This is a genomic window from Tateyamaria sp., from assembly GCF_059783535.1.
In genome coordinates this window covers 50,108-65,852 of sequence record NZ_JBYNDP010000010.1, presented here as the reverse complement: position 1 = coordinate 65,852, position 15,745 = coordinate 50,108, and the positions used below count along the sequence as shown (strand labels likewise).

Below are 15,745 nucleotides of genomic sequence, written 5' to 3'. Positions count from 1 at the left end.
TGGGTTGCCGTGCTGCCTGTGCTGGGCGGAATCCTCTACGCCTCCGGTGTCGTTGCGACGCGGGCGCTGTGCGACGGGGAAAGTACGCTGACATTGCTTCTGGGGATTTTCGTGGCACAGGGTGCACTCGGGATCATAGTGCTTGGCGCCATCACCGTGATCGACCTGCCGGTCGGGTCGGGTGGTATGGCCTTTCTGACCCTCGGTTGGATCTGGCCGATTGGCGAGGCTTGGCCCTATCTGCTGATGCAGGTCTTTGGGTCCGTGGTGGGCGTAGGACTGTTGAACCGGGCCTATCAGCTTGGAGAGGCCAGCCATGTCGCCATTTTCGAATACTCGGTGATGATCTTTGGGCCCTTCTTCGGCTGGGTGTTGCTTGGGCAGCCGGTCACATGGCTGCAAGGCGCCGGCATTGCCCTGATCATATTGGCGGGCTTCATCATCGCGGTGCGCAGCCGGGAAAGTGCGGCTAGGCTTCCTTCATGATCCTCAGCACTGGCCGAAAATACATCTTTGTCCATGCGCCCAAGACCGGTGGTACGGCCATGGCGCTGGCGCTTGAGGCGCGGGCAATGAAGGACGACATCATGCTGGGCGACACGCCCAAGGCGTTTAAGCGGCGGCGGAAGGTACAGGACGTACAGACACGCGGGCGTCTTTGGAAGCATTCGACACTTGCGGACATTGACGGGCTGGTGCCCAGCCTCGATGGCCTATTTGCCTTTACTCTTGTCCGCAATCCCTGGGACCGGATGGTCAGCTACTATCATTGGTTGCGGATGCAGAGTTTTGATCACCCGGCCGTCGCGCTGGCCGGTCAAATGGCGTTTGGCGATTTCGCCTGCGCGACCCAGACGCGGTCTTCCATGAGGGCCAGCCCTGCGCGGCACTACATGACCGATGTTTCCGGGCGCGAGCGCTGCGATCTTTACATACGGCTTGAGCATTTTGACGTGGATGCCGATCCGCTTTGGGATCACTTGGGGTTTCGTTTGCACCTGCCTGCGCGCATCAATGCGTCGGACCGGGTTGCAGACTACCGCGGCTATTACTCGGACGCGGCAAGAGACGCCGTCGCCGAATCCTGTGCCGAGGACATCGAAAGATTCGGTTACACCTTCGAATGACAGCCCATTTACCCGCATGCGCTGAAAATTGTCCTTAATTTGTAAACAACGCGGCAGTGGCGGCGTTACTGGAGCCGTTTGCGGCGACAGTGCCTCATTCCCGCCCAGATTGCGGCCCGTCTTGGCCTTGAGAATCAATGCAACTGCAAAGGTCAAAACAAAACCGGCGCGCTGCCAGCGCCGCACCATGGGGATGGAAACGATGTTTGGATGGGCAAAGGGGCAAGCGCCACGCAGAATGCCGGAAGCTACAGCGGCATGGGATGGTGGTGTCATGACAACACGTGGGCTTTTGGCTGGGACTCGGGTTGCGACATCGATGGGGTGGCGCGGGGTCGACGCGTTGGCTGCGGGCGATATGGTTTTGACATTTGACGCAGGCTTGCAGCCTTTGGTCGAGGTGCAGCGTGATGTCTTTTGGACGGCAGATGCCTCGGTGCCGTCCGCCTATCATTCGCTCTTCGTCCCGGCGGGGACACTTGGCAACAGCGCCGATCTTGAGCTGCTACCGGATCAGGGTGTGCTGGTGGAAAGCGACGCGGCTTGTGATGCCTTCGGCGATCCGTTTGCGGTTCTCACGGCCAAGTCGCTGGAAGGATATCGGGGTATCCGTCGTATGACACCGCGGACGCAGATCGAGATCGTAACGTTGATTTTTGCAGAGGAACAGGTTGTGTACGCCGAAGGCGGCGCTCTCGTTCATTGCCCACGGCGCATGATGCAGCTTGATGACCTTTGCGCTACGGTGCAAGGCTACGATGTGATGCAGGCCCACGATGCTGCTTTTCTTGTTGAATGCATGAAGATCGAAGATACACGCTACGGGATTGTCGCCTGACCCGGAGGGCTCAGGTGCCGGGCAGGGCCCGGTAGCCTTTGACAATCATTGTCAGGCCCACACCCGTCAGCCCGGTCCCGGTCAGCACATGTGGATTGAGCCAGCGTGAGGTCGCGCGGTTCACCGTGTGCATTGTCAGCAAGGCGTACCCGATGATCGACAGGGCATCGAGCACCAGAAAGATCGCCCCGTAGATCAGGGTTTGCACCAGCACGCTGTGATCGGCCGAGATGAAGACCGGAAACAGCGCCACAAAAAACACGATCGCTTTGGGGTTCGAGACGCAGGCAAAGAAGCCGGCCCAGAACGTCACCTTGTTGGCCTCAGTTGCCCGGAATGTGGCGCCGTTGCGCATGGCCGCAAAGAATTGCAGGCCCATCCAGACAATAAAGACCCCACCGGCGATTTGCAGGGGCGGCAAGATCACGTCGGACAAGGCGAGCAGCGTGGCCAGAGAACTGGCCGCGACCGCGATGTGAACGATGGTGCCCAGACCGTCCCCGGCGACCGTGATGAACAGACCACGACGCCCGTGTTTCAGCCCCTGCGCCGTGGCAAAGGCGACGGAGGGGCCGGGGGCCGCAACGAACAGCAAGGTCGTGGTGATGAAGGCGATGAGCAGGGTCGTGTCCATCATGTCTCCTCCGATATCGGGGTGTCGCGCCCACGGGCGTATTGGGTCATGCCGGGAAAGGCGGGCAGCCAGGGTTCACGGCGGATGGTCCATAACTCGTAGGTTGGGGCGAATTGTCCAGGTTCGTCAAGTGAACCCAGGTGGATCTCGACCTCATCATCGCTGATGGCAAAGACGGAGGAACCGCAGATGGCACAGGTGTGCCTTCCTGCATGGTCCCGTGTTTCCCCTTTTATTTCAACAGTTTCGCGCGGAAAGTTGGCGGCGGCAAAGAATAGGGCGCCGTGGTGCTTGCGACAGTCCAGGCAATGGCAAATGCCCACCCGGTCGGGCTGCCCCTTGGCCACGAGGCGCACGGCACCGCAGACGCAACCGGCCGTGATCTGGTCCATGTGCAAGCCTTCCTTCTGACGTGTTTGCAGTATGCCCATGGGTCCAACCGCGTCCACAGGCGAAAACAGGCGGTGCCGCCATTCTGTTCCCAAGAAGGCCGATGTTCGCTGGTTCAGGCGTATTGCGGGTCCGTCCAGTGCACGACCAAGGAACAGGCTCTATGGTCGCAACAGACAGCCGAAACCGGGGCGTAAACCATTGTTTTCATACCGCAAGCTGGGGATCGAAGACGCACGGGCATGGCTTGTTCTGCGTCAAGAAGGGGCCAAAGTTGCGCCAAGCGGTTTTCTGGTGACCGAAGGGGAGAGCCGCGCGATGACCGTTGAGACGGCCAGCAAGGTTCTTGCTTATGGCGGGCTGCGCGGTGTGTTCGACGATGATGCTTTGATCGGGTTTTGCGGGTATCGCCCGCAAAGACAGGCGCGGACGCGGCACCGGGCGGATTTGGGGCCGTTCTACGTCACGCCCGATTTCCAGGGGACAGGCGCTGCGCAGGCCATGATGCAGGGTGTTCTGGACGAAGCGAAGGAGGGTGGGGTGGAGCAGATCGAACTGAGCGTTGCGCCCGCAAACACTCGCGCCATCGCGTTCTATGAACGGCACGGGTATGTGCAGTTTGGTGTCCTGCCGGATGCCATCAGGGAGAATGGGGCGTCTGAGGACGCTTTGCTGTACCGCTTGCAGTTACGTTGATGGCGTTCGAAACGGGTCGCTTCAATGCAAAAAGGGCCGCGCAGAACGCAGCCCCTTGAGTATCTCGCATTGGACGCCGATCAGGCTGCCGCGGCTTCCTTGGGGCCGAAGCGGCCATAGAAGCTTTGGTTCTTTTCGGCCATCTCGCGCAGCAGGGCCGGGCACTTGAACCGCTCGCCATACTTGGCTTCCAGCTGGTCACAGCGCTCGGCGGCGTAAGGCGCACCGATGATGTCGAGCCATGACAGAGGACCGCCGGACCATGGGGCAAAGCCCCATCCAAGGATCGCGCCCACGTCGCCTTCGCGGATGTCCATCAGCACGCCTTCTTCCAGCGCGCGGACGGCTTCGAGAACTTGGGAGAACAGCAGGCGATGTTGCACTTCGCCCAGCTCTGGCTGGTCGTCCATCAGCGGGTACTTGTCGTGCACGCCGCGCCAGATGCCCTGGCGTTTGCCTTTGTCGTCGTAGTCGTAAAAGCCCGCATTCGCCTTGCGGCCCATGCGGCCCAGCTCTTCCATCCAGAAGATCAGGTCGTCGGACGGGCTGTCAGGATAGGCGTCGCCCATGGCAGCCTTGGTCGCGCGGGCGATTTTCGCGCCCAGATCAATGGCCGTCTCATCCGTCAATTGCAGCGGACCCAGCGGCATGCCAACCATCTTGGCGGCGTTTTCGATCAGTGCAGGCTCGACCCCTTCGGTGACCATTCGCGTCCCTTCGTTGATGTAGGGTATGATGCAGCGGTTGGCGTAGAAGAAGCGCGCGTCGTTGACCACGATGGGCGTCTTGCGGATCTGGCGTACATAGTCGAGCGCCTTGGCCACGGCCCGGTCGCCGGTATTGGCACCCTTGATGATTTCCACCAGCAGCATCTTCTCGACGGGCGAGAAGAAGTGGATACCGATGAACTGCTCTTGGTTCTTGCTGGCTTTCGCCAGTTCGGAGATCGGCAGGGTCGAGGTGTTGGAGGCAAAGATGCAATCGTCGGGGATGATCGCCTCGACTTTCTGCGTGATCTCGGCTTTGACTTTGGGGTCTTCGAACACGGCTTCGATGATCAGATCGCAGCCTTTCAGGGCGTCGAGATCAGGCGTGGCGGTGATGCGGGACAGGAGCGCTTCGCCCTTTTCCTGCGTGGTCTTGCCGCGCTTGATGCCGCCCTCGACATACTTCTCGGAGTAGTTCTTGCCCCGATCCGCGCTTTCCTGGTCACGGTCGATCAGCACCACTTCGATACCGGCCTGAGCGGAGACGAGGGCAATGCCCGCGCCCATCAGGCCTGCACCCAGCACGCCGAGTTTCTTGACCCGTTGGTCTTCAATGCCTTGCGGACGCACAGCGCCTTTTTCCAGTGCTTCCTTGTTGAGGAAGAGCGAGCGGATCATGGCTCCGGACGACGGGTTCAACAGCACGTTGGTGAACCAGCGCGCTTCGATCTTGAGGGCTGTGTCGAAGGGCACAAGCGCGCCTTCATAGACAGCGCTCAGCAGAGCCTTGGCGGCTGGATAGACGCCTTGGGTCTTGCCGTTCACCATGGCAGCGGCGCCCACGAAGGTCATGAAGCCCGCAGGGTGGTAGGGGGCACCGCCGGGCATTTTGTAGCCCTTCTGGTCCCAGGGTTTCACCAGGTCCGCGTCGGTGGCGTTCAGCACCCATTCACGGGCGGCAGCGACGGGGTCGGCGACGACCTCATCCACCAGCTTGCCCTTGGCTTTGGCGGGGGAAACCATCTTGCCTTCCAGCAGGAAGGGGGAGGCCTCCATTGCGCCCAGTTTGCGCGCCAGACGGGTTGTGCCACCCGCGCCGGGGAAGATGCCGACGAGGATTTCTGGCAGACCGACTTTGGCCTTGGGGTTGTCCGCGATGAAGGTGCGGTGCGTGGCCAGTGGCAGTTCCAGACCGATGCCAGCAGCGGTGCCGGGCAGGGCGGCGGCAATCGGCTTGCCGCCCTTGTTGGTCTTGGGGTCCATGTTCGCGCGCTCGATCTTGCGCAGGAGGCCGTGCATTTTCATCGTGCCTTCGAAGAGGCCCTTGGCGGGGTTGTCGCCCGCCTCTTCCTTCATCTTGGCGAGCAGTTTCAGGTCCATGCCGCCGGCAAACGTGTCTTTGCCGGATGTGATGACGACACCTTTGACCGCGTCATCGGCCAGCACGTCGTCGATCATGTCGTTGAGCAATTCCAGCCCTTCGAAGGACATGACGTTCATGGTCTTGCCGGGCACGTCCCATGTGATGGTGGCGATGCCTTCGGCGTCTTTCGTCAGTGTAAAGTCAGCCATTGTTCTCTTCTCCCCTTACACGCGTTCGATGATTGTGGCCGCACCCATGCCGGAGGCGACACAGAGTGTGGCAAGACCGGTTTCCTTGTCGGTCCGCTCCATCTCGTCCAGCAGCGTGCCGAGGATCATGGCACCCGTGGCACCCAGCGGGTGGCCCATGGCGATCGCGCCGCCGTTCACGTTCACCTTACCGTGGTCGACGTCGAACGCTTGCAGGAAGCGCAGGACAACGGCAGCAAAGGCTTCGTTCACCTCGAACAGGTCGATGTCACCGATGTTCATACCGTTGTCGCGCAGGATCTTTTCGGTGACGGGCACGGGGCCGGTCAGGTTGATGGTGGGATCAGTGCCGATCTTGGCGGTGGACTTGATGCGCGCACGAGGCTTGAGGCCCAGCTTTTCGCCCAGTTCCTCGTTGCCGATCAGCAGGGCGGCCGCACCGTCCACGATGCCGGAGGAGTTGCCCGCATGGTGGACGTGATTGATGCGTTCAAGGTGCGGGTATTTCATCAGCGCCACCTTGTCGAAGCCGGGCATGACTTTGCCCATGGCTTCAAAGGCGGGGTTCAGGCTGCCCAGCGACTGCATGTCGGTCTGCGGGCGCATGTATTCGTCATGATCGAGGATCGGCAGACCGTTCTGGTCCTTGACCGTGATGACCGACTTTTCAAACCGCTTGTCGTCCCACGCCTCTTTCGCGCGACGCTGGCTTTCGACTGAATACTGGTCAACGTCATCGCGGGAGAAGCCGTATTCGGTGGCGATCAGGTCCGCACCGATACCTTGGGGCGCAAAGTAGCTTTCCATGGCGATCGACGGGTCTGCCGCGATGGCGGCACCATCGGATCCCATGGCGACACGGCCCATCATCTCGACCCCACCAGCGATGTAGCCGTCACCGGCCCCGCCGCGCACCTGGTTGGCGGCGATGTTCACGGCTTCCAGACCAGAGGCGCAGAAGCGGTTGATGGCGATGCCGGGGATGGCTTCATCCAGGTCCGACGCCAGCACAGCGGTCCGTGCAAGGTTGCCACCTTGTTCCATCACCTGCGTGACATTGCCCCAGATCACATCCTCGACCACGTGGCCTTCGATGTTGTTCCGCTCTTTCAGCGCGTTCAGGGTCAGGGTGGACAGGCGCAGCGAGGTCACCTCGTGCAGCGCACCGTCCTTGCGGCCCTTGCCGCGCGGCGTGCGGATCGCGTCGTAAATATAGGCTTCGGTCATCGGGTTGGTCCTCCTGCCAAATGGCGTGTCTTTGTCTTCAGATGGGGTAGACCGGATGGTCTAATCAAGGGTGACGTTGCGGCGCTTTACGTAAACTTATGCGCGGTCGGCGGGAGAGCCGGGCATGAGGTCGTATGGGGCTTTCCAACCGGGCGTATTCGAGATGTTCGTCAACCAGCGGTCGATGTTGGGCCAGTCGGCCCGATCGAAGCCAAAAGGTTCGGGGTAGTAGAGGTATCCGCAGCACGACAGATCGGCATTGGTCAAGCCGTCGCCCACGATCCACTCCCGGCAGTCGAGGTGATCGTTCAGCACGGTGTAGGCGGCCTTGAGGCGCCCCTGGTTGAAAGCAATGACCTCTTGCGGGCGTTTGTCTTCGGGCAGGAAGTTCATCAGGAAGCGCGTCATGCCGCACATCGAACTGAGCTTGTGGTTGTCCCACAGCACCCAACGCAGCACTTCGTAGCTGTCGTCGCCCTTTCCTCCGAACTTGCCCGTCTTGTCCGAGATGTACTGCTGGATGACACCCGATTGGCTGATCTTGCGATCTCCATCGACCAGCAAAGGCGCCTCGCCCATCGGGTTGAGGGCGCGATACTCGTCGGTGCGGGATGCTCCGCCGAAGAAGTCGACAAATACGGGTTCCCACTCAAGGCCTGACAATTGCAGGCCTAAGGCCGCCTTGTATGAGTTTCCGCTTTCGCCGAAGCAGTGCAATTTGAGGGTCATGGGAGCGGGCCTTTCCGGTCTTGAGATTTGAGAGGGCAGGACCGGTGGGTTTCACACCCCCCGGACCCCCCGTGCGGTTTATCTGGCGAAATGAACGTGATCCCGTTTACGCCACATTAAGGTTAATGCTCCGAAGATGAGTGGGCATGGCAGGCTGCGGAGCTGAGCCATGTGCGAAGTGAAGCCCTGCTTTCTCGGCCTCGGTGGACGCCGCCCGCAGAAAGCAGGGTGGATTCCGTCTTCATTTCGCAGAGTAAACTGCCCCCGGAGGGCCGGTTGGCGGCCTGCGCCAATGAGTTGCGCATCAAAAAGCCCTCGCAATCAGCTCTTTCATGATCTCGTTGGTGCCGCCGTAGATTCGCTGCACCCGGGCGTCCGTCCACATGCCGCCGATGTCGTAGTCGTTGGTGAACCCGTAGCCGCCGTGGAGTTGCAGGCATTCGTCCAGCACCCAGGCTTGGGTGTCCGTGGTCCAGTATTTGCACATAGCCGCCTTATCGACAGTTAATTCACCATGGATGTGGTCGGCCATGCATTCGTCGAAAAACGACCGGCTGACCATCGTCTTGGTCTTTGCCTCAGCCAGCTTGAAACGGGTGTTCTGGAATTGCAGGAGGTTACCGCCGAAGGCTTCGCGTTCCTTGCAATAGGCCAGCGTCCGCTCGACCGCGCCTTCCATCGCTCCGACAGCCGCGCAAGCGATGACCATGCGTTCTTGCGGGAGTTGCTGCATCAGCTGGTAGAAACCTTGGCCTTCGGTGCCGCCAAGGATATTTTCGGGGGCGATCTCGACGTTATCGAAGAACAGTTCCGACGTGTCCGAAGCGTGCATGCCGATCTTGTCGAGGTTTCGGCCGCGCTGGAACCCTTCGGCCCCGTCTGTTTCGAGGACCACCAGTGACACTCCTTTGGAGCCTTGGGTTGGGTCGGTCTTGGCCGCGACGATGATCAGATTGGCGTGCTGACCGTTGGTAATGAAGGTTTTGGAGCCGTTCAGTTTGTAGGCGTTGCCGTCCTTGATGGCGCGGGTCTTGATTGCCTGCACGTCTGATCCGGTCGAGGGCTCGGTCATTGCCAAGGCACCGACCAATTCGCCCGTTACGAGCTTGGGCAGCCAGCGCTGTTTCTGGTCTTCGGTGCCGTAAGCCAGAACATAGTGGGCCACGATGCCGGAATGGATGCCGTGGCCCCAGCTTGCGAGGTTCGCGCGTGCGGCTTCGACCAGGATCGCGGCTTCGTGGCCGAAGTCGCCTCCAGCTCCACCGTATTGCTCGGGGATCGACGGACAGAGCAGGCCCAGCTCACCGGCTTGCGCCCAGGTCTCGCGGTCCATCTCGCCCTGTTTGCGCCAACGTTCGAAATGGGGCTCCCATTCATTGGCGATGAATTGCGCCGTCATGTCGGCGATCATCTGGTGTTCTTCGGTCATCCAGGTGGACGAACCGGCGGCCAAATCTTTCATATCTCTCCTCCCCAGGAGACAGTGTCAGCGCTTCCGCGCCTCCAACTCGGAATTGAACAACCGCAAGCGGGCCGTCAGGTTTTCCTCGTTCATCACGCTATCGAAATTCTCGAACAGGAAAGACAGGGCCTCGCCGTCGTCCAGACCCGCATCGGCGGCAAACCGCTTGAGGCGGCGATAGCCGTCTTCGGTCATGGCGACGGGAAAGCGGCGGGTCAGGCGAAAGCGTTTGGGCATCGAAGACTTCCTATCATGTCTTGTTGTAATCAATGCGGCACACCAATTCGCCACCTTCGCGATCATAACGCATGGAACGCAACGGTGTATGTCTCCCGTCGCTCCAAACCACTGCACAGCCTTCGCCGACGAAAGTTAACGCATAGCCGGCAGCTTCCTCGGTGTCTGTGAAGAGTTCAGGCCGCAAGCACTCGAAATTTATGAACCTCAGCTGTGGAAAGTCTGATCCACACTCAATTGCACCCGCAATAGGTTGGCCGTCCGACACGAAAGTCACGCGCCTTTCGTCGTCGGTGAGGTCTGCACGGCTTCGAAGCCAACTATCGGCATGAGCGAAGAATGCACGTGCCTGCTTCGGATCACGCAGATTCCAAGACTTTGACAAGCGATTCCCTCTCAAAAGTAAGGCGGGGGTGTCCCCCGCCTCACACACTTTAGAAGTTTGCCGCTTCCAGCGCCATCACCGGATCGGCCCCTGACTGGATGCGTGTCAGGTGCAGCGCCGTGGCAGGCAGTTGGCGGGCCATGTAGTAGCGGCCCGTCGCCAGCTTGGTTTCATGGAATTCCGGGTCGGACGTTCCACCAGCAAGAGCTTCGCGCGACGCCTTGCCCATCTTGGCCCACATCAGGCCGAGGCAGACATGGCCGAACATGTGCATGAAGTCGTAGCTTCCGCTCAAAGCGTTGTTCGGGTTCGTCATGCCGTTTTGCATGAAGTACATGCTGGCGGCTTGCAGGTCCTTGGACGCGGCTTTCAGAGGCTCCAGGAATTCGGCGTCATAGGCTTCGTCCTGACCGGCATTCTCCTTGATGAAGCCTTTCACCAGCTCAAAGAACGCCATCACGTGCTTGCCGCCATCCTGTGCCAGCTTGCGGCCCACGAGGTCCAGCGCTTGCACGCCGTTGGCCCCTTCGTAGATCATTGCGATGCGGGCGTCGCGGGTGTATTGCGACATGCCCCATTCTTCGATGTAGCCGTGACCGCCATAGACCTGCTGGGCCTTGATGGTGTTGTCATAGCCCACATCTGTCAGGAAGCCCTTGATGATGGGCGTCAGCAGCGACACGAGGCCGTCTGCGTCTTTGTCGTCCGAACGGTGGGCGGCGTCGATCATGGTGGCGCCCCACAGGATGAAGGCACGCGCACCTTCGGCAAAGGACTTCTGGTCCATCAGCGAGCGGCGGATGTCGGGGTGCACGATCAGCGGGTCGGCGGGCTTTTCAGGGGCCTTGGCACCGGTCACGTCGCGGCCTTGCAGGCGGTCCTTCGCATACTCAAGCGCGTTCTGATACGCGACCTCAGCTTGGGACAGGCCCTGCATGCCCACGCCCAGACGCGCTTCGTTCATCATGGTGAACATGGCGCGCATGCCCTTGTGCTCTTCGCCAATCAGGTAGCCCACGGCGCCGTCATAGTTCATCACGCAGGTGGAGTTGCCGTGAATGCCCATCTTCTCTTCGATGTTGCCGACGGCGACACCGTTGCGGGCACCCAGCGAGCCATCTTCGTTCACGAGGAACTTGGGCACGATGAACAGCGATACACCTTTGATCCCCTCGGGGCCGCCGACGATCTTCGCCAGCACGAGGTGGATGATGTTGTCCGCCATGTCATGCTCACCGGCGGAGATGAAAATCTTCTGGCCGGAGATTCTGTAGGTGCCGTCGTCCTGCGGTTCGGCCTTGGTGCGCATCAGGCCCAGATCGGTGCCGCAATGCGGTTCGGTCAGGTTCATGGTGCCGGTCCATTCGCAGGACACCATCTTGGGCAGATAGGTTTCTTTTTGGGCCTGGCTGCCGTGGGCCAGAATGGCCGAGGCGGCACCGTGAGTCAGACCCTGGTACATGGTGAAGGCCATGTTGGCGGACGAGAACATCTCGCCCACGGCGGTGCCCATCACGTAAGGCATATTCTGGCCGCCGAATTCCTCGGGCATGTCCAGACCGGGCCAACCGCCTTCTTTCACCTGTTCGAACGCGTCCTTGAACCCGGTGGGGGTGTAGACGACGCCGTTTTCCAACCGGCAGCCTTCCTTGTCACCGACGACGTTCAGCGGCGCCAGCACTTCGGAGGTCAGCTTGCCTGCTTCGTCGAGGATGGCAGAGGTAAAGTCGGCCTCCAGCTCATCATAGCCTGGGATGTCGGAGCCTGTGACGTTCAACACGTCGTGCAGGATGAATTGCATGTCTTTGGTGGGGGGCGTGTAGCTTGGCATAAGTCTCTCTCCCTAGTGCGGCGGTGCTTATTCAGCGGCCTTCTTCGTGGTGTTCATCGAGGCGATCATCTTCTCGCCCCACTTCAACTGGTTCCGGAGGTCATCGATGGCCTCGGTCAATTCAGCGCGCTGACGCTCCATGTCGGCCAAACGATCACGGGCGATGTCATAGGTGCGCGCCAATTGTGTCTGCTGCTGGTCACCCATGTCGTAGAGGTCCAGAAGCTGGCGGATTTCCTCAAGGCTGAAGCCAAAGCGCTTGCCGCGCAGGATCAGCTTCAGGCGGGCCCGGTCGCGTTTGGTGAACAAGCGCTTTTGGCCTTCGCGGATTGGGAACAGCAATTCCTTGGCTTCGTAGAAGCGCAGGGTCCGCGGCGTGACCTCGAAGGCGTCACACATTTCGCGGATGGTCATGGTTTTCTCACTCATCGGATCACTCGCATATCCTGTTGCGGTCATCACATGGTGGAGACGCGGATTCGATGCAACCGGCAGATGACGTTGACGTAAGCTGTACGTTACGTCACGAGCGAAGTTGACGTGATTTTTTGCCACGTCAACCGCTGGCGCGCCGGGTTTTTGCATCTTGATGCATATCAAGGTGGCGCGTTCATCGCCCCGCTACGCTGCGTATGCAGTCAAAAGGAGTGCATGATATGTTCAAGAGAATTGTAGTTGGCGTCGATGGTTCGAGTACATCAGACAATGCGGTGCGCATTGCCTGCGATCTGGCCAGCAAATATGACAGTGCGCTCTATCTGGTGCACACTCCGCAGCCACAAACCGTTGCGTTTGCGCTGGGTGCTGTAGCGGGATATCACGCCGTCACCACGATGCCTAGCCACGAAGAGGTGGAGGAAGCGGCCAGCAAGATTGTGAAGGATGCCACCGCAATCGCGCAGGAATGCGGCAACGAGATCGCCGAGACACGGACAGATCAGGGTGACCCTGCACAGAGGATCACGTCGTGCGCGCAGGATGTTGGCGCGGATTTGATCGTCACGGGACGGCGCGGTCTGGGCAGCATTGGATCGCTGGTTCAGGGAAGCACCAGCCAGCAGGTCAATCATCTGGCGAAATGCGCCACCCTTTCTGTTATCTAGGATGCTTTAACGCGATCACCGGGTGCGGCGCTGGGCGCCGCGGCCGGTTTAGCCTTCGAGTTCTGCGGCAACGCTGTCACGCAGGCCCTGCAATTCGTCGCGGGCTTCGTCCAGTTGTTTGCGCTGCTCGTCCAGTTCTTTCAGTTGGCCGTCGGCAAGTTCGATCCAGGCCCGCATTTGGGCCTCGTTGCCTTCATGCTCGTAGATCAGCAACCATTGCCGGATGTCCTCGAGCTGGAAGCCAAATTTGCGTCCGCGGAGAATGAGTTTCATACGGGCACATTCGCGCGGGCCATAGAAACGTGACCGCCCTTCGCGGTCGGGTTGCAGCAATTCGATGTATTCGTAGTAGCGCAGCGTGCGCGGCGTCACATCAAATTCCGCGCACATCTGTTTAAAGCTCAAGCGGTCGTCTGCCATGACTTCCTTTGTCTCCATCCCTGGACTTCGAGCCTAAGGCGCGTAAGCGCGCCGCGCAACAGGTGCCTTGCCCAATCTGCACACAAGACCCATAACTTGCTTCCACGACCGTGTGACGAGGCGATATGTCCGATCCAGACAAACTCAAGCTAGCCCGACAATTCATTGAAGCCATTCCACATTCCCGTGATCTTGGGATGGAGCTGACCGAGATGGACGATGGCGTTGCGGTGATCACCATGCCCTATGACGACAGGCTGATCGGGGACCCCGAGACGGGGGTGATCAGCGGTGGCGCTGTCTCGGCATTGATGGACACGTGCTGCGGGGCTGCGGTGATGAGCCATCCGGAAAACCTTGGCGGGACGGCCACGCTTGATCTGCGGATCGATTACATGCGGGCGGCTACGCCCGGTCAGGCCATCACCACCCGGGCGACCTGTTACCATGTCACGCGATCGGTGGCTTTCGTGCGGGCTACGGCCTGTGATGATGACAGCGACAATCCTGTGGCCACTGCGACGGGTGCCTTTACGGTGGAGGGCAAGCGATGAAACGTCCCGAGCCCGTGCAGGTTGTGAAGCAACGCCGCGATGCCGCGCTGTCGGCGCTGGTCAGCGGTGTGCCCTATATCCAGTATCTTGGACTGACCTTTGATCGGCGCGGCGACGAGTTGACCGGTGTGCTGCCCTTTGATGAAAAGCTGATTGGCAATCCGCTGTTGCCCGCACTGCATGGCGGGGTGACGGCTGCGTTCCTTGAAGCGACAGCGGTGATCACCTTGTCGTGGTCCTATCTGTGGGAAGATATTGAAAGCGGCGCGCTCGACTTTGATCCGAGCACTGCACCCAAGTTGCCCCGGCTGCCCAAGACGGTCGATTTTTCGGTCGACTATCTGCGCTCAGGTCTGCCGCGCGACGCCTATGCCCGCGCGCGCATCAACCGGTCGGGGCGGCGCTATGCCTCGGTCCATGTGGAAGGCTGGCAGGACAATCGAGACCGGCTGTTTGCCCAGGCCACCGGGCACTTCGTCATGCCGCAACGGCGCTAGATGGAGGCGGTCGCCCCCACCGCACCACCCGCGCCGCTGACCCACAAGCGGGTGCTCAAGATTGCGCTGCCCATTGTGTTGTCCAATGCCACCGTGCCGATCCTTGGCGCGGTTGATGTCGGCGTCGTGGGGCAGATGGGGGAAGCTGCGCCCATTGGTGCGGTGGCCATGGGGGCCATCATCCTCAGCACCGTCTACTGGATTTTCGGGTTCCTGCGCATGGGCACCGTCAGCCTTGCCGGGCAGGCGGCAGGGGCAGGGGATCATGATGAGGTATCGGCCTGGTTGACCCGTGCCTTGCTGGTGGCTGCCGTGGGCGGGGCGGGTTTGATCCTGCTGCAATTCCCGATCTTCTGGCTGGCCTTCGAGCTGTCGCCCGCCAGCACCGAGGTCGAGAGCCTGACCCGCGACTACCTGTTCATCCGCATCTGGACAGCCCCGGCGGCCATTGCCGTCTACGCTTTGACCGGCTGGCTGGTGGCGATGGAGCGGACCGGCGGCGTGTTCTGGGTCCAGCTTGTCATGAACGGGGTGAACATCATCCTGAATTTCGTTTTCGTGCTGGGCTTTGGCTGGGGGGTCAGCGGCGTGGCCATTGCCACGGTCATCGCCGAGGTGATTGGCGCGGCCTTGGGGCTGTGGTTCTGCCGGGCGGCCTTTGATCGCCCGGCGTGGCGCGACTGGCCGCGTGTGTTGCGGCGGGCGCAACTGATCAAGATGGCGCTTTTGAATACCGACATTCTCTTGCGCTCACTGATGCTGATGATCATCTTTTCGAGCTTCGTGTTTCTGGGGGCCCGGTTCGGTGATGTGACCCTGGCCGCCAACGAGGTGCTGATCCAGTTTATGTACATCACCGCCTATGCCATGGACGGCTTTGCCTTTGCCGCTGAAACCCTGATTGCGCGGGCCTATGGTCGCCGCGATCCCGTGCGGGTGCGCCGATCTGCGCTGATGACATCCATGTGGGGCATGTCCGTGTGCTGCGTCACCGCGGGCGCGTTCCTGTTTGTCGGTCCGTGGCTCATTGACGTGATGGCCAAGGATACCGAGGTGCAGGTGGTGGCGCGGGAGTACCTGTGGTGGATGGTCGCCGCCCCGGTGGTGGGCTGTGCCGCGTGGATGTTCGACGGCATATTCATTGGCGCTGGCCGGGGGAGAGACATGCGCAACATGATGGCGATATCGTTTGTGCTGTATTGGCTGGCCGTGTTGATCTTTTTGCCGCTCCTGGGCAATCACGGGCTGTGGGCTGCGATCCTCATTTCGTTTGTCGCGCGCGGGGTGACGCTGGGGTTGCGGTATCCGGCGTTGGAGCGCGCTGCGGCCTGATGGA

18 protein-coding genes are annotated in these 15,745 nt (G+C 60.6%); 8 read left to right on the top strand and 10 right to left on the bottom strand.

Annotation, left to right across the window (positions count from 1 at the left end):
- From AC6RA8_RS04005 to AC6RA8_RS03995, 3 genes are all read left to right on the top strand, one after another.
- Positions 1-486 (top strand): EamA family transporter (locus AC6RA8_RS04005; RefSeq protein WP_500350834.1); only part of this gene is annotated, 486 nt, incomplete at its 5' end.
- Positions 483-1,127: a sulfotransferase family 2 domain-containing protein gene (locus AC6RA8_RS04000; RefSeq protein ID WP_500350833.1), complete on the top strand. Its 645-nt coding sequence runs from the start codon at positions 483-485 to the stop codon at positions 1,125-1,127. The genes AC6RA8_RS04005 and AC6RA8_RS04000, both read left to right, overlap by 4 nt.
- Positions 1,128-1,365: 238 nt before the next feature.
- The gene (locus AC6RA8_RS03995; RefSeq protein ID WP_500350832.1) at positions 1,366-1,965 is read left to right on the top strand and encodes a Hint domain-containing protein; all 600 of its coding nucleotides are present in this window, start codon (positions 1,366-1,368) and stop codon (positions 1,963-1,965) included.
- Positions 1,966-1,975: 10 nt separating this feature from the next.
- Here the strand turns inward: AC6RA8_RS03995 and AC6RA8_RS03990 are convergent, their stop codons facing one another.
- Both AC6RA8_RS03990 and AC6RA8_RS03985 read right to left on the bottom strand, forming a co-directional pair.
- A complete protein-coding gene (locus AC6RA8_RS03990) occupies positions 1,976-2,602 on the bottom strand; it encodes a LysE family translocator (RefSeq protein ID WP_500350831.1) in 627 nt (208 codons plus the stop codon).
- Positions 2,599-2,991 (bottom strand): GFA family protein, encoded by a 393-nt coding sequence (locus AC6RA8_RS03985; RefSeq protein WP_500350830.1) that lies wholly within the window; start codon positions 2,989-2,991, stop codon positions 2,599-2,601. Before AC6RA8_RS03985 ends, AC6RA8_RS03990 begins: the two co-directional genes overlap by 4 nt.
- Before the next feature lie 199 nt (positions 2,992-3,190).
- Between AC6RA8_RS03985 and AC6RA8_RS03980 the strand changes: the two genes are divergently transcribed.
- Complete coding sequence (locus tag AC6RA8_RS03980; protein ID WP_500350829.1) at positions 3,191-3,685, top strand: GNAT family N-acetyltransferase; 495 nt, start codon at positions 3,191-3,193, stop codon at positions 3,683-3,685.
- Between the two features lie 80 nt (positions 3,686-3,765).
- Here AC6RA8_RS03980 and AC6RA8_RS03975 read toward each other — a convergent pair whose 3' ends face one another.
- From AC6RA8_RS03975 to AC6RA8_RS03945, 7 genes are all read right to left on the bottom strand, one after another.
- On the bottom strand, positions 3,766-5,964 hold the full coding sequence (locus AC6RA8_RS03975; RefSeq protein WP_500350828.1) for a 3-hydroxyacyl-CoA dehydrogenase NAD-binding domain-containing protein: 2,199 nt from the start codon (positions 5,962-5,964) through the stop codon (positions 3,766-3,768).
- Positions 5,965-5,979: 15 nt separating this feature from the next.
- Positions 5,980-7,191, bottom strand: a complete 1,212-nt coding sequence (locus AC6RA8_RS03970) for an acetyl-CoA C-acetyltransferase (RefSeq protein ID WP_500350827.1) — start codon at positions 7,189-7,191, stop codon at positions 5,980-5,982.
- A 96-nt stretch (positions 7,192-7,287) separates the two neighbouring features.
- A complete protein-coding gene (locus AC6RA8_RS03965) occupies positions 7,288-7,920 on the bottom strand; it encodes a glutathione S-transferase family protein (protein WP_500350826.1) in 633 nt (210 codons plus the stop codon).
- A 304-nt stretch (positions 7,921-8,224) separates the two neighbouring features.
- Entirely contained in the window at positions 8,225-9,382 is a 1,158-nt protein-coding gene (locus AC6RA8_RS03960; protein WP_500350825.1) for an acyl-CoA dehydrogenase family protein, read from the bottom strand.
- 24 nt (positions 9,383-9,406) lie between these two features.
- Positions 9,407-9,619, bottom strand: coding sequence for a hypothetical protein (locus AC6RA8_RS03955; RefSeq protein ID WP_500350824.1), 213 nt, complete (start codon positions 9,617-9,619; stop codon positions 9,407-9,409).
- Between the two features lie 434 nt (positions 9,620-10,053).
- Positions 10,054-11,835, bottom strand: a complete 1,782-nt coding sequence (locus tag AC6RA8_RS03950; RefSeq protein ID WP_500350823.1) for an acyl-CoA dehydrogenase C-terminal domain-containing protein — start codon at positions 11,833-11,835, stop codon at positions 10,054-10,056.
- Between the two features lie 27 nt (positions 11,836-11,862).
- Entirely contained in the window at positions 11,863-12,264 is a 402-nt protein-coding gene (locus AC6RA8_RS03945) for a MerR family transcriptional regulator (RefSeq protein ID WP_500350836.1), read from the bottom strand.
- A 227-nt stretch (positions 12,265-12,491) separates the two neighbouring features.
- On the opposite strand from AC6RA8_RS03945, the gene AC6RA8_RS03940 reads away from it, so the two are divergent.
- Complete coding sequence (locus AC6RA8_RS03940; protein ID WP_500350822.1) at positions 12,492-12,938, top strand: universal stress protein; 447 nt, start codon at positions 12,492-12,494, stop codon at positions 12,936-12,938.
- Positions 12,939-12,986: 48 nt separating this feature from the next.
- Here AC6RA8_RS03940 and AC6RA8_RS03935 read toward each other — a convergent pair whose 3' ends face one another.
- Positions 12,987-13,358, bottom strand: coding sequence for a MerR family transcriptional regulator (locus AC6RA8_RS03935; protein ID WP_500350821.1), 372 nt, complete (start codon positions 13,356-13,358; stop codon positions 12,987-12,989).
- Between the two features lie 125 nt (positions 13,359-13,483).
- Here AC6RA8_RS03935 and AC6RA8_RS03930 point away from each other — a divergent pair, with 125 nt between their 5' ends.
- The 3 genes from AC6RA8_RS03930 to AC6RA8_RS03920 are packed head-to-tail and all read left to right on the top strand — an operon-like array spanning position 13,484 to position 15,741.
- Positions 13,484-13,912 carry a PaaI family thioesterase gene (locus AC6RA8_RS03930; protein ID WP_189369241.1) on the top strand — a complete coding sequence of 143 codons (429 nt, stop codon included), beginning with the start codon at positions 13,484-13,486 and terminating at the stop codon, positions 13,910-13,912.
- On the top strand, positions 13,909-14,409 hold the full coding sequence (locus tag AC6RA8_RS03925) for a PaaI family thioesterase (protein ID WP_189369240.1): 501 nt from the start codon (positions 13,909-13,911) through the stop codon (positions 14,407-14,409). The genes AC6RA8_RS03930 and AC6RA8_RS03925 overlap by 4 nt, the downstream gene beginning before the upstream one ends.
- A complete protein-coding gene (locus AC6RA8_RS03920) occupies positions 14,410-15,741 on the top strand; it encodes an MATE family efflux transporter (RefSeq protein ID WP_500350820.1) in 1,332 nt (443 codons plus the stop codon). It abuts the gene before it with no gap.
- Positions 15,742-15,745 lie beyond the last annotated feature (4 nt).